This is a genomic window from Seonamhaeicola maritimus (assembly GCF_008056315.1).
GTDB lineage: Bacteria > Bacteroidota > Bacteroidia > Flavobacteriales > Flavobacteriaceae > Seonamhaeicola > Seonamhaeicola maritimus.
The window spans coordinates 623,099-638,706 of sequence record NZ_VRKQ01000008.1; the positions used below are offsets into that span (position 1 = coordinate 623,099).

Here is a 15,608-nt window from a genome sequence, read left to right on the forward strand (position 1 = left end):
AATTCTTAGATGCTCTGCGTCTAGGTTTCCGCTTGCACTGTCATTTCTGTTAAAAGGGGAATCTAAATAAAATAATTACTTAAAATTATTTTAATCTAATGTCAATAATCGTATTTACCTTTCCAGCGTTGTTTTAAAAATTCACGATGGGCATGTTCTCTAGTATTATCTCCTGGTTGGTAAAACTTAGTGTTCTTAATTTCATGGGGTAAAAATTCTTGGTCGGCAAAATTATTTTCATAGTTATGCGCGTATTTGTAGTTATCTCCATAACCAAGTTCTTTCATTAGTTTGGTGGGTGCGTTTCTAATCTCCAAAGGCACACTTAAATCACCAGTCTCCCTTACTTTTTGTTGTGCTAGTTTTATGGCAGCATAGGAAGCATTACTTTTAGGTGAACAGGCTAAATAGGTAGTACACTGACTTAGAATAATCCTAGATTCAGGATACCCAATGGTTGAAACCGCTTGAAAGGTATTGTTGGCAATTACTAGTGCTGTGGGGTTAGCATTCCCAATATCTTCACTAGCCGAAATAAGTAATCTGCGAGCAATAAATTTTAAATCTTCACCACCTTCAATCATTCGTGCTAACCAATACACTGCTCCATTAGGATCACTTCCTCTAATAGATTTTATAAAAGCCGAAATAATGTCATAATGTTGTTCTCCGGTTTTGTCATAGCGCACCGTATTATTTTGAACTTTTTCAAGTACCAGATCATCAGAAACAATAATTTCGTCATTGTCATCATAAGAACTTATAATGAGTTCAAAAATATTTAACAGTTTTCTGGCATCACCACCAGAAAGCCTTAAAAGGGCAGAGGTTTCTTTAAGCTTTATGTTTTTTTTAGAGATCAACTCATCTTTATCAATGGCCCGCTTTAATAGGGTCTCTAAATCATTTTTATCAAAGGCATTTAAAATATAAACCTGACACCGAGATAAAAGTGCCGAAATCACCTCAAAACTAGGGTTTTCCGTGGTGGCACCAATTAAGGTTATCCAGCCCTTTTCAACAGCTTGAAGTAAAGAATCTTGCTGAGATTTGCTAAACCTATGAATTTCATCAATAAACAAAATTGGGTTTTTTGTAGTAAACAACCCGCCACTTTGTTTTGCTTTTTCAATAACATCTCTAACGTCTTTTACCCCAGAACTTATGGCGCTTAATGTATAAAACGGACGTCCAGATTCTGCGGCAATTATATTCGCTAATGTCGTTTTTCCTGTTCCTGGTGGGCCCCAAAAAATCATTGACGGTATCAACCCATGCTTTATGCTTTGTGTTAAGGCACCGTTTGCTCCAACCAAATGTTCTTGGCTCACATAATCTTCCAAAGTCTTTGGGCGCAATCGTTCAGCTAAAGGTTCATTCATGAATGTAAAATTAATCTATTTTTTGGTTTTGGGCGTGCCCCAAAAATTAATTTTGGGTCGGGCTTTTATTCATAGCTTTATATTCTATATTATTGAATTCATGAACATAAATGTTTCGCGTTACACGGTAACTTGCTACAATCCCTCACGCACATATCTGCCAATTTATCATTTTTCAATGTTTTGGTTAACTATTTGCTATCTTTAGTATTATGAGGCAAAATCAACAGTTTAAATTTACAACGGGTGTTATAGCATATCCTGTTTTTTTTGTGCTAATCATTTGGTCGGTCCTTTCTTTTGAGGTCCGTTTTAATGTTAACTTTAATGAATACGGTGTGTATCCTCTTACCTTAAAAGGTTTGAGAGGAATTTTCTTTAGCCCTTTTATTCATGGTAGTATAGAGCACCTGTATCATAATACTATGCCCCTTTTTGTGCTTAGTATGGCACTTTTCTATTTTTATAGGTCCATAGCTTGGAAAGTTATTTTATGGGGTATTATTATTTCGGGGTTTTTAACCTGGTGCATTGGAAGACCATCATATCATATTGGGGCTAGCGGACTCATTTATGTATTGGTTAGCTTTACGTTTTTTAAAGGGATTTTCGCTAAACACTATCGGTTAATAGCATTGTCATTATTAGTGGTTTTTCTATACGGAAGTATGATATGGTATATAATTCCTATTAAAGAAGGCGTTTCTTGGGAGGGGCATTTAGCTGGTTTAATAACAGGGTTGTTATTCGCGTTATTTTTTAGAAGACAAATAGCAAAACCAAAAAAATTCGACTGGGAACAAGATCATTATAATGAGGACAATGATCCGTTTTTAAAACATTTTGATGAGGATGGGAATTTTATTGAAAATGTTGACCCTCAAGAAGAGCAGGAGGAAGCTAAAATTAACTATATATTCAAAGAGGATAAGGACTAATTCAAACTAACAATCTAAGAAGTCTAGTTATCTAATCAAGTCTTTGTCTTACTGCTTCATACAAAAATGCCCCACAGGCCACAGATACATTTAAAGATTCAATGTCACCAAGTAAAGGTAGTTTAGCTTTGTCATCAACTACTTTTAAGGTAGAAGGGTTAATACCTCTATCTTCAGAACCCATAATAATAGCACAAGGTTCTTTAAAAGACACATCGTATAAAGTATTTTGTGTCTTTTCTGTAGCAGCAATCACTTTTATACCAGATGCTTGCATGTAAAATACGGCGTCTTTAATATGATCTACCTTGCAAATAGGGATTTTAAAAACCGCACCTGCACTTGTTTTTATAGTGTCTCCATTTACAGGAGCGCCTCCTTTTTTCTGAATAATAATGCCATCAACACCAGTACATTCTGCAGTACGTATAATAGCGCCAAAGTTTCTAACATCGCTTATTTGATCTAACAAAAGAAATAATGGTGTTTTACCAGATTCTACCACATTCAAAACCATATTTTCTAAATCATGAAACTCAATGGGCGATATTTGAGCTACGGCTCCCTGATGATTCTTTTTGGTAAGTCGATTAAGTTTTTCAATAGGAACATAAGAGGAATTGACACCTTGCTTTCTTAAAAGCGCTTCGAGTTCTGAAAACAACTCACCTCTTAGCCCTTTTTGAAGAAATACTTTATCTATGGTTTCTCCGGCATTAACAGCTTCAATAATGGCTCTAATCCCGAAAATTTGAGTTTGGTTTTCCATCGGGTAAAGGTATAAAAAAACACCTCTTAATGAGGTGCTTTTTTATATTTCTATTACTTATAATATTTTAACTTCCAGACACGGTGAATGATCTTGCTTCACCAGGTCCATAAAGACCATCAGAAGAAACTAAAACTGTACCACCTTGACTAATTGTATAAGGTCCAGCTCCATCAGCAAACCGATCATATATCGTAAATGTATAATCACCGGGTGCTAAACAAATAGATCTAGTTATACCACCCTCTAGTCCATCATAAGCCCCATAGGCACCAGGAGCACTTTCGTAAAGAGCATTACCACCTGCATCTTCTATTACCCAATAAATTTCTTCTGGCCAATCATCAAAAGTAAAATCTAATATAGTTTCAGGTTGTGGACAAACCTGTTTTAAGTTTAAACTAATTGGGTCACTAATAAAAAGACCATCATCAGGTGAAGTAAAACCAATAGCTAAAATATCATTCCCAGAAGTACTTACATTAGGGCCAACCACATCTATACTAAACATCCCAACATTTGAATTTGCAGGAACCGTTACCGAACTTGGAACAGAATAAGCAGAGGCATCTGCTGTTGTTAAATCTGTATCTACAGCAATATTAAACATACGAGGAGTGCTGGCAGTATTAGAAGTTGCAATTTGCACTTCTTGTGAAGCAGTTCCAGTAGGGTCTACACCAATAGTAAAACCAGATTCAAGACCTACATAATCTATATCTAATATTGCAGGGGTATCATCATTTTTTTCACAATTGGTAAATACAACAAGGCTCAGCATTATTGCACATAATGTTATAATTCTTTTCATAATTATATTGTTTTTAAGTTAGTCACTATTATTTAATAATAATTTTTTTATAAAAATTTTGGCCTTCATTTTTAACACTAAGTATATAAAAACCAGAATTTAAGAAATTTGTTTTTATTTGTAATTTACTATTTTTAATATTATGCTCTTGATAAACTTTTCTACCATTCATATCCAGAATATTAATGTTAGAGTCACCAACTAGTTTAGATAAGTCGATGTTTAAAACATTTTTTACCGGATTTGGCCAAACTAAAACATTAGCTATAGCATCTTTGGCAACTGTATTTAAAGTTAAATTAGTGCCCGTTAAAATTAAAGAAAAATCTTGAGACCCATTAGTTAAAGAGCCCTTATGAGTAACAGTAAGGGTATAATTACCAGCAGTTCCCGATGTAATGTCAATGTTTTCAATATTATCAACATCATTATCACCTTTAATAGCCGCTGCAGTTACATCTGTTTTATCAAGTTTCCAAGGTAAATGAACTATTGCACCTGGGTCTTCAATTCTTAAATCTAAATCATTTACCAATCTAGGTGATAATACATTATTTGGGCTGTTGGAAGCCGTACCTGCCGGATCGGTCCAACAAATGGTTGCACTAATTGGTCCTGCATTAGCAGAGAAATTATAGGTATAAGATGCACCGTCAGATAAAGTTAATTCAGTAATAACAGCTAAACTATTGGAGTTATCAGTAATGACATTTGCTCCAGCTTCTGCATCCAGTAATCCCCAACCTAAAAAAGGATCTGGTCCAATTTTACTATTATCATCTAAAGCTGTATGACAAGCCAACCCTCTTAAAGTGGCTGATTTCATATAAGTTGAGTTAAGACGATTATAATATTCTTGCAATAAGATAAGCGATCCCGTTACATTAGGAGCCGAAAATGAGGTGCCCCAAGTTAAGTTTTCATTCGTATAATCAGTATTGCCAGTATCGGTTGGAGAATAAATATTTTCTCCATATCCTGCTATATCTGGTTTAATTCTAAAATCATCAGTAGGTCCTTGACTACTAAAACTACTCCTTGCAAAAAATTGTACACCTCCTGAACCATTAAAAAAAACATTGGCAGATGCCACAACTAGGTTGTTTTTAACTACACTCAAATCAGTTAGTTTGTCATATCCAAATGCGATTCCCCCAGTATAAGTATATACCCCTTCATTGCCCGCCGAAGTTATAGGCAAAAAGTAAGGTGCATTAAAAGTGATTTGATCCCATTCCCTAGAACGAGATGGGTAGGCTCCAATACGGTCAGCACTTTGCACTTGAGTACCACTATTATTAAAAATTGCAACTGTATATGAATGGTTTGATAGTATTAAGCCATTAGCTGCTGCTGCTGTCATTTCTAATTCAGCAGAATCCCAATCATAAGAATTAACTTTAGCTTTAGGAGCCATTCCTTTGGCATCAGGATCAATTCCCTTAGCTATTATGACGCCAGCAACTATTGTCGCATGGTCATCAATTATAGTTCCCGAAAGATCAGCAAATGTAACTCTTGATTGAGGTATGATTTGATCATCCGCAAACTCTACGTGAGAAGCAAGAGCACTTTCAGCATCCCAAACACCAACTATCATATTCTCACCATCAAGATTTAACCCAAGAATTCCGCCAGTATGTAATTTATCGGCCTTTGTGGCTTGGGCACATTCTGCATTATCCGTAGATATATAAATTGGCTTACCATCAACTATATCATCGATATAATAAGATTTACCATTTTTTTTGTCTTTTCGCTTAAGAGTCTTCCCTTTAAAATAATTAGCTATTCTAGCTTCTTTTTCTAAGTTTTTTTGATGCAGTTTTGCTTTAAGCACTGCAATACCATTTTGGTCATAGCTATCAGCTATTTTTTTGCGCTCAGCATCTGTTTGCGCTGTTACTATAGTGCTTATTAGAAAAAACAAGAAAACAAGAATTTTAGTCATTTTCATTCTTAGGGGTAGAGAATTAGAGAGTTTTAATATATGCAATCATCTAAATTAGATGATTGCATATATTTTAATTTTAAAAATAGCCTACCAATTAACTATTGATACTATCATCAATATTTGGATTTGCGTCAATCTCTTTTTGTGGAATTTTTAACCAGAATAATTCACTATCTGCTGGTAAATCAATCTCTACTCTATGAACCGGATCTCTGTCTATTGGCAAACGGTATCTTTTAGCATCAAAAAACTCAACACCGTTTTCACCATACATTTCCTTACGTCTTTCAAGTAAAATTTCATCTAAAAGAGCTTGCCCTGTATTTGAAGACTTAACAGCGTTTGGATCTCTATCACTTTGTAAAGCAAATAATAAATCATGCGCTGGACCTTCATTACCCATATGATATTGAGCCTCAGCATCAATTAATACCATTTCAGACTTTCTCATAATAGCAAAGTCTTCTTCTAATGTAAAGGAGAACTTTGTTGTTATAAACTCTCTGTATGGAGTTGAAGATCCATATAAATCAAAGAAAAGGTTTCTTTCATCTGTGGCAGAAAATGTTGCAACAAAATTAGTGTTAACATACGTAGCTTTGTAAAAAGCAGGTGCCGAAAGGTGATCTGTTAAGTTTGCAGGAGCACCGTAGTAATACGTAGATTCAACGGCATCTTGGTACATAGCCCAAACCCATTCAGGGTCGGTCATGTCTAAGAAACCAGTGCCATAGCTTGAAGATGGTACTGCAGTGGCGGCATTACCACCGTAAACATCTTTGGCTAAAGATGATGCTAAACTCCAATCGTCTTGAGTAACTAATAAAACACGTGCTAATATACCTTGGGCAACCGCTTTGTTAATATAACTTTTACCTATACGAGTATCTGTAAGATCTTGTATAGCTGCTTTTAAGTCTGAAACAATTAAACTATACACTTCACTTAAAGGACTTGTTGGGTTCCCTTCAGAAGCACCAGTAGCTGGTTCTAAATAAATTGGTAATCTAGAAATACTTGAATTAGTATTTAAGTTAGGGCAAAAATCTAGCGCCAATTGAAAATAGTAGAAGGCCCTTAAAGTTTTACCAACTGCAATATACTCTTTTTTTGCATTGTCATCAAGAGCTGAACTATTAGTAACTCCTAAAATTAAGGTATTAGCTTGATTAATCATATCATAACTAAAATCCCAGTTAAAAACAGTACGCCTGTAAGTAGGCTCTCTATTTTCATGAGCATAATCAAACAAGTACCAACTTGGGGCTTGAATTAAATCATTACCCTTAATGGTTCTTGCAAAATAGATGGACTGCAATCCAGCCGAATCAACTGATGTATATTGCCTTCTGAAAAGTCTAAAAATACCTGTAATAAAGGCTTCTACTGTTGCTTTATCTCCAAAGACAACATCGGCAGTTACACCATCGGTATTTTTTGGGTCGTCTAAAAATTCTTCCGAACAGCCTACAAATGTAAAAACTGCTAGTAATGAAAGAATTACAAATCTTTTTAACTTAATTATTTTTTTCATTTTCATTTTTTTTAAAATTCAAATATTACTCCAGATGTAATGGTTCTAGAAAGTGGAGATCTATTATTTGTTAAACCATTAAAAGCTTGCTCTGGATCAATACCTTTATGAGATTGCCAAGTTAAGATGTTATCAGCTTGTAAAAACAAACGTAACTTGCTAATGCCATATCTGCTTAAAGCATTACTTGGGAAATTATATCCAAATGTTAAACTTTTAAGTCTAATATAATCGTTGTCAACTAGAAATCTTGAAGATCTTGCTGCGTGATCGTTATTACTAGCTAATAATAAAGGAACATTAGTTATATCACCTGGATTTTGCCATCTGTTAGCATTGTCTGGATGAATAGAAGCTCCAGGGTTTTCAAATTGATTTATTAATCCAGAATAATCTGTATCTAATAATTTAGCTCCAAAACTAAAGTTGGTTAAGATGTTTAAATCAAATTGTTTGTACTTTAAAAAGGTTGTAAAACCTCCAAAAATGTCTGGTATTGAAGTTCCGTTTTGATATCTTGTAGCTTCGTCGTAACTTTTAGTTGTCACTTTATCAATAACATCCCCATTAGCATCTTCAACGTCTAAAAACCACATACCTCTACCATCAGCAGGATCTACGCCAGCCCAATCTCTAATATAGAAGTCATAAATTGAATTACCAACTTTCCATAATTTAGAGCCGTTAATAAATTCGTCCTGAGTTAATTCAACAATCTCATTTTTAATAAGTGAGAAGTTAAGACCCGCAGTCCATGTAAATTCGTCAGTATTGAATATGGTGGATTGAAGCGATGCTTCCCAACCAAAATTCTTAATGGATCCTACATTAGTTCTAATTTCACTAACCCCTGTAGAAGAAGGAAGTGGTTTGTCATAAATTAAATCAATAGATTTTTTGTTAAACCATTCAACGGAACCAGAAAGAGCGCCATTAAATAATTCAAAATCTGCACCAACATTGGTAGAAGCTGTTTTTTCCCAAGAAATAAGAGGATCTGCAACACCAGATAATAAAACACCGGTGTTTCCTTCATTGTTCCATCCTAAACCAAATACCGATTGATAAGGGAAATAACCAATACCTCTGTTATTACCTAACTCACCATAAGATCCTTTAAACTTTAAGTAACTTAATGTGTTACTATCTCTTAAGAATGATTCTTCCGAAACAACCCAACTGGCTCCAGCAGCAAAGAAGTTACCCCATCTTGTGTCTTGACTAAACCTAGATGAACCATCTCTACGACCAGAAAACTCAGCATAGTATTTTTGGTTATAGTTATAAGAAACTCTTCCCAAATAACTGTTAAGACGTTCTTTTGATAAATTTCCTGCAACATCTTCTGGAACAGTTCTACCATCAAGTACTGTTACACCTGGTAAAAAGCCTGTACCCTGTGCTCGTAGTTCATCATACTCAAAGGTGTATGCCTCCGTTATTAAGTCAGCACCAATAGTGTGATTACCAAAAGTATTAACATAATTAAGTGTTTGAACTGCATTAACAGTAGTAGTGATATCTCTATCTCTAGTTACCCTTCCGTTTATACCAGCCGCAAAACCTACTCTATCATCATTAAAACTAAATGAATCAAATAAATAGTTTTCATAGCTAAAATTAGTTCTGAAAGTCAAGCCATCAAAAATTTTAATTTCGGCAAATGCGTTTCCTAGAAAATTAGTTCTTTTTCTGTTTTCTTCACCTAAGTTGATAGAAGCTAAAACGTTTTCACCACCAAAGGCATTTCTTACACTATTTACTGGTTGTCCTGGAATGTAACCATCACCAATATCATAAATTAATTCCCCTGCAGAATCTCTAATTAAGGCTCCATTAGCATCTCTTACATAAATAGGGAAAATACTAGAAACACCATATATATATGAAATAACTTGTTGAACAGTACCACTAGTTTGATCTGGATTACCAGAGTTAGAACGTGAGAAACTTGTTCTTAAACCTACTTTTAACCAATCGGTTACTTGTGATTCTAAATTTAAACGAGATGATATTCTTTCAAAACCAGAACGGATTACTGGACCATCTTCATTTAAATAATCTAAAGACATAAAATAAGTAGACTTGCTATCACCTCCTGAAAGGCTTACATTGTGGTTTACACGTAAAACGTCATCTCTAAGAAGTACATCTTCCCAATCTGTATTCCATAATAAATTAGCACCTGGTACTAGGTTACCGTTAGCATCAATAGGGTTAGAAACGCTAAATGGATTATAACCAACATAATCAATTAATTGATTAGTGGCATTTTGTGCAGCAACTGATGCTGTTTGCCCATTTTCATACTGATTAGTGTTTTTAATTGCTTCCCAATTAAGTTTTAAATAATCTTCTGGCTCTACTAAATCGTGAAGACCTACAGTAGGATTTGAGATACCTATTTGAGATCTAAAAGTGATCTTAGGGGCGGAATCTTTATATCCTTTTTTAGTGGTAATTAATATAACACCATTCGCACCTCTAGAACCGTATAAAGCCGTAGAAGATGCATCTTTTAAAACGGAAATCGATTCAATTTGATCCTGGCTAATGGTATTTAAATTACCATTGAAGGCAGCACCGTCAACAACAATTAAAGGGTCTTGGGATGCATTTAAACTACCAAAACCTCTAATCCTAATGACTGGATTGTTACCTGGTTGCCCACCAGCAGTTAATAAATTAACACCTGGAACAGCTCCTTGAATAGCTCTAAGAGGAGAGGTTACCTGTTGTGTTTCTATAACAGCATCGGAAACAACACCAACGGACCCAACAATAGATTGTTTTGTTTGCGTACCATAAGCCACAACAACAACTTCTTCTAAAGAGGTTGCATCTTCTTTCATGGTAACATTTAAGGTGTTAGAAGCGCCAACAGTGACTTCTGCAGATGTATAACCAACAAAGCTAAAAACAAGGACGTCACCTTGATTTGCTCTTATTGAATACTTTCCATCGAAATCTGAAGATGTACCTGATGAAGTACCTTTTACTAAGACAGTTGTTCCTGGTAAGGGTAAGCCTGTTTCGTCACTTACAGTACCTGAAATTGTCTTTTCTTGCGCAAACGAGAATTGCACAACAAACGCTAGTATTAGCGTTAGAATTCCACTAAACTTTGTTTTCATTTTATAATTATTTGAATTAGTCAATGTCAAAAATCATAATAAAAAGTTAATAAAACAATTAATAAGGGTTAAAATTGATTAAAATGTTAGTTTAATTTGATTTTCGGCTCAAAATTTAAGGTGTATGGGCTAATAATATGGTCTAATTGTTATTTTAAGCTTGCTTTTTAGGATAATGTGTTATTGGAAAATGGATAAAAAAAACCACCTTTTTTAAAGGTGGTTTAAATAAATTGTTGTTTAAACTATTAAGGGTTTTGATCAGATGAGGTAATATTTGGATTAGCGTCTATTTCAGCTTGAGGAATTTTAAAAACCCAATCATCATTAATGGATGGCTTGTCTTGTTTAAAGCCGTCTACATAAAGTACTTCAGAGGCTCCAGAGCCCCCATTGGCTGCATGATCTATACCTTCATCCCAACGGATATGATCAGTATATCCAAATCCTTCACCCCATAATTCAAGGCTTCGTTGAAACTTAATATGATCCATTAGTGCTGCCTGTGTGGTGAATGAGGTGGCGTCATAGGCGGTATCTCTTTCAGAGCCTAATGGCTGAAGGGCTGCTTGAGCTGCGGCAATATTATTTAACATAGCTTCAGCTTCAGCTTCAATTAAATACATTTCAGAAGCTCTCATTAAAATAATATCATCTGGTTCAATACCACCAGGTACTTTTTGTTTCATCTTAAAATGCATATACGGATGGGTATTATGGCCAGAAGCTAAACCATACTCAGCTTTAATTGCTGCTATGGCGGAATCAAATTCATCTTCAGTTGTATACAGAGGGTTAGTATTATTATCCCAACCACCTTCTCCATTGGATGCTGAACCATTTGAATTTGGAGCATCCTTTAAAAAGACGTCCTTTCTGTAGTCTGTATCAGGAATTTGATTGTATAATCTTATATCTACAGCTTTAGGATTATTTCTAATCTGACTTCCATTAAATGTATTACTCATTAAGTAAAAATAAGCACGGAAGAATGTGGTTTCTGTAGTTATTACATTGCTTCCCCATATAACTTCTGGAAGGAGAGTAGTGTTAAAGCCAGATTTCCAATCAGTTTCATCCATTATCGGATAATTTTCACGTGATTTTTTCGCAGCGTCAGCGGCAATGCGCCATTGTCCACTATTTAAAGCAATACGTGCCTTAAGACCATACGCAACATCAATATTTAATTGTGATTTAGCATCTGCACTTCCGGTAGGTCTAGCCGTAGCACCTTGAAAATAACCTATTGCGGTGTCAACATCTGCCATACATTGGTCATAAATAACTTGAACAGAAGATCTTGGTTCACTAGTAAATGGTGCCTCAGAAGCAAATAATAGAGGTACGCCAGGATCAGAAGCCGGATTTCCAATTAAATAACCTTTAGCATAATGCTGAACTAACGAAAGATATGCATAAGCTCTATAGGTAAATGCCTGTCCTAAAATTTCTTTTAATCTAGCATCTTCAGGGATACTGCCATCTGTAGCTCTATTAATTATTGCGTTTGCACTAGCAATAATATGATAACGTTGGTACCATAAATGCTCAGTTGTTCTTGATGTTTCAAGCGTATGAGATATCCATTTTGTTTGGTTTTGCCAACCTAAATTATTGGCTGGGGCAGTATGAATAACATCTCCAGTAAGATTATCGCCTAGTGGTATCCAAAAATGATTTCCAGCTCTTGTGCTTGTTCCTCCTGGAAGAATCACTTGTGACTGCGCATATAAAAGACGATGTAGCCCATTAAGTATAAGCGCCATATTGTCTGGTGTAGCTAATGCATCAGCAGAAGAAATAGCATCTGTTGGCTTGGTTTCTAGGAAATCTTCCGAACACGAGGTTATCGTAATAGTCATTATTACTAATAACATAAAGTTTATTTTTCTTAACATTTCTATTATGTTTTTTGTTGTTAATTAGAATGATACATTTAAACCAAGAGATATTATTCTTGCGGGTTTAAAGTCATCACCTGCACCAGTACCCGCTATATTATATTGAGGGTCTAAACCTGTTCTTTTACTTTTTAAGTATAAATTTTCACCAGTAATTGAGAGTTTTAAATTTTCTACTCCTAATTTATCTGTAAGAGATCTATTAAATGAATAACCTATATTAACATTCTTTAGTGTCCAGAAAGAGGCGTCAGTCAAAAATCTTGTAGATTGAGTTCTTACTAAGTCTACAGATCCATTTTGTAATCTAGGTACATCTGTGATATCACCAGGTTGACGCCAGGCATTTAATATATCTGGGTGTAACGATCTTCCATAAGAACCACTATGCATCATATCGGAATACCCATTATCTAAAACTTCTCCACCTATTCCGTATGTTATAAGTACATCTAAAGACCATCCTTTATAATTAAAGCTGTTGTTAACAGAGCCTATTAAATCTGGTATTGTTTTGGCACCTGTATATGCTCTTTCAGTTTCTTCCCAGTCATTTGTAGTCTCATGATTTCCACTAGCATCAAGTACAGGTATACTATTGCCATCATCATCTATTTCATACATATAAAATAATTGATCACCAGTTGCAGAATCTACTTCAGCGGTATGCAATAGGTAGAAATCATATCTAGATCTTCCTTCTTCCCATCTTTTAGAGCCATTAATAAATGGGTCTGGTAAACTGGTGATTTCATTCTTAAATGTTGACGCTTGTAACCCTAAATCCCAAGAAAAATTGTCATTTCTCACAAGATGTCCAGTTAAGCCAAGTTCCCAACCCGAATTGAACATATCTGCAACGTTATCAGGGAATGAATTTAAACCGTTACTAAGTGCAATTGGTAAGTCATATAGAAGGTCTGAAGAGTTTCTTTTATAGTATTCAATGGATCCATCAAGGAAATTATTAAACAGACCAAATTCTAAGGCTACATCCCAGCTTTCAATAGTTTCCCATTGCAAAACAGAACTACCAATTTCTCGCCATGTAATAGCTGGATTACCCGCATTAGATGTTAAAATATATCTAGGTTGAGAAATGAAAAAGTCAGGAACAAAACGGTTTCTTGCATCTCTACCACCAAGGGCATCATTACCAACTTCACCATATGACCCTCTAATTTTTAAGCGGTCTACAAATGAAACATCTTTCATGAAATCTTCTTGGTCAATTCTCCAAGAAGCTCCTAAGGAATAAAAGTTACCCCATCTTGACTTAGCATCAAAAACAGAAGAAGCATCTCTTCTGGCAGAAGCACTAAGGTAATATTTGTTATTATAATTGTAGTTAGCTCTGAAAAAGTAACCTTCAATTGTTTTTTTGGACGAAGAACCTCCAAGGCTTACTGGAGTAGCAAAGTTGTCAAATTCAAAAATGCCTTCAGCAACTTGATCGACACCTAGAGCATCAATATCTGAAAATGTTCTTTTGTAGCTTTCATGACCTAATGTTAGCTCTAAATTATGGACATCATTAAAACTTCTATTGTAAGATATAATCTGATTGAAGTTTTCTACTTCTCTTCTAGATCTTTCTTCTGAATATCTACCAGTTGGTTGAGCATCACCAATAATGTTGTTTTCGTATTCTTTTTCTAAGCCTTCATTAATATCTCTACCATAATTTATTCTAAAGTTAAGACCGTCTAAGATTTTAAAGTCTGCAAAATACCTGAAGCCATAAGTATTATCTCGGTCTCGTTCGTCGTTTAAAAGTAATTCTTGAAGAGCATGGCGACCTTGATTGATTGGTCTTGAACCAATGTTGTATTCTGAGAAACCTTCTCCTGAATCAAATACAGGGTTTCCTCCAGCATCAAGCACTAGGTTCCCTCCCAAATCGTTGATATATACAGGATAAATTGACCCAATGTTTTTAGCAAAAGCAAATGGGTTAACAATACTTCCAAGTCCATCTAAAGAAGGGCCTTTAGCTTCTGATATTGTAATATTAGCACTACCACCCATGGTCAGCCAATTATTTAGTTCAAATTCGGCATTTAATCTTGTAGTTAAACGATTGTATTTTGTAGTTACAACATACCCTTCTTCATCTAAATATGAAGCTGAGAAGAATACTTTATGCTTCTCTCCTCCGCCAGATACATTAACATTGTAATTGCTTCTTATTCCGGTTTGCTCCATTACATCATACCAATTTAAGCTATTGTAAATCACGCTTGCGTTAGGATTTAAACGTCCATCTGTTCCAACAATCTGATCGTTTGCTACATTAAATGGGTTGTAACCTAAGCTATTATAAATGTTTGCAGACGCATATGCTGGATCTCCTCCAGCTGCACTGGTATTTTTTAAAGCCTCCCACATGGTTTCATAATATTGTCCAGGGGTAACCTCATTATAATTTCGAATAGATCTGTCTACGATACCAACAGATGTGGAAACCGTCGTTCTAATATCTCCCTTGTTACCACTTTTTGTGGTTATTAATACAACTCCATTTGCTGCACGAGAACCATATAAAGATGTTGAAGCAGCATCTTTAAGAATTGTAAAAGATGATATGTCTTCTTGGTTAATTGTACTCAAAGCTCCTTCATATTGCATGCCATCAACAATGAAAAGAGGGGCCTCATTACCGTTAAGTGTTCCTACACCACGAATAATTATTCCAGGAGAAGAGCCTGGTTGTCCAGATGGTGAAGTAAACTGTACACCTGTAGCCTTACCTTCAATAGCAGCTATCGGAGAGGTGACATTTCTAAGCGTAAGTTCTTCAGATCCTACAACTGTTGCCGAACCTGTAAATGCCTCTTTGGTTGTTGTACCATATGCAACAACAACAACTTCTTCAAGAGAAGCTGCGTCTTCAGTCATAATTGCATTGATTGTGTTGGAAGATCCAACCGAAATTTCTTGTGTAGTATATCCAATAAAGCTAAACACGAGGATATCACCTTGATTAACTTGAATGGAGTATTTTCCATCAAAATCTGTTGAGGCCCCTGAAGAGGTGCCCTTTACTAAGACAGTTGTTCCTGGTAATGGTAAACCTGTTTCATCGCTTACAGTACCTGAAATTGTCTTTTGTTGAGCAAAAGATAATTGCACAACAAACGCTAGTGTTAGCGTTAGAATTACACTAAACTTTGTTTTCATGT

9 protein-coding genes are annotated in these 15,608 nt (G+C 35.2%); 1 reads left to right on the plus strand and 8 read right to left on the minus strand.

All coding sequences use genetic code 11. From position 1 onward, the window contains the following. Positions 1-101: 101 nt before the first annotated feature. On the minus strand, positions 102-1,382 hold the full coding sequence (locus FUA22_RS02570; protein ID WP_147766277.1) for a replication-associated recombination protein A: 1,281 nt from the start codon (positions 1,380-1,382) through the stop codon (positions 102-104). A gap of 212 nt (positions 1,383-1,594) precedes the next feature. Here FUA22_RS02570 and FUA22_RS02575 point away from each other — a divergent pair, with 212 nt between their 5' ends. After that, complete coding sequence (locus FUA22_RS02575; RefSeq protein ID WP_147766278.1) at positions 1,595-2,320, plus strand: rhomboid family intramembrane serine protease; 726 nt, start codon at positions 1,595-1,597, stop codon at positions 2,318-2,320. 31 nt (positions 2,321-2,351) lie between these two features. On the opposite strand, the gene rlmB is transcribed toward FUA22_RS02575, so the two are convergent. From rlmB to FUA22_RS02610, 7 genes are all read right to left on the minus strand, one after another. Then, entirely contained in the window at positions 2,352-3,089 is a 738-nt protein-coding gene (gene rlmB / locus FUA22_RS02580) for a 23S rRNA (guanosine(2251)-2'-O)-methyltransferase RlmB (RefSeq protein WP_147766279.1), read from the minus strand. Between the two features lie 67 nt (positions 3,090-3,156). Further along, positions 3,157-3,900 (minus strand): hypothetical protein, encoded by a 744-nt coding sequence (locus FUA22_RS02585; protein ID WP_147766280.1) that lies wholly within the window; start codon positions 3,898-3,900, stop codon positions 3,157-3,159. Between the two features lie 28 nt (positions 3,901-3,928). Beyond that, entirely contained in the window at positions 3,929-5,851 is a 1,923-nt protein-coding gene (locus FUA22_RS02590) for a S8 family serine peptidase (RefSeq protein WP_170309825.1), read from the minus strand. Positions 5,852-5,948: 97 nt separating this feature from the next. Then, positions 5,949-7,388 (minus strand): RagB/SusD family nutrient uptake outer membrane protein, encoded by a 1,440-nt coding sequence (locus FUA22_RS02595; RefSeq protein ID WP_170309826.1) that lies wholly within the window; start codon positions 7,386-7,388, stop codon positions 5,949-5,951. 11 nt (positions 7,389-7,399) lie between these two features. Continuing rightward, the gene (locus FUA22_RS02600; RefSeq protein WP_147766283.1) at positions 7,400-10,522 is read right to left on the minus strand and encodes a SusC/RagA family TonB-linked outer membrane protein; all 3,123 of its coding nucleotides are present in this window, start codon (positions 10,520-10,522) and stop codon (positions 7,400-7,402) included. Between the two features lie 248 nt (positions 10,523-10,770). Beyond that, positions 10,771-12,423: a RagB/SusD family nutrient uptake outer membrane protein gene (locus FUA22_RS02605; RefSeq protein ID WP_147766284.1), complete on the minus strand. Its 1,653-nt coding sequence runs from the start codon at positions 12,421-12,423 to the stop codon at positions 10,771-10,773. Between the two features lie 24 nt (positions 12,424-12,447). Then, positions 12,448-15,606, minus strand: a complete 3,159-nt coding sequence (locus FUA22_RS02610; RefSeq protein ID WP_147766285.1) for a SusC/RagA family TonB-linked outer membrane protein — start codon at positions 15,604-15,606, stop codon at positions 12,448-12,450. Positions 15,607-15,608 lie beyond the last annotated feature (2 nt).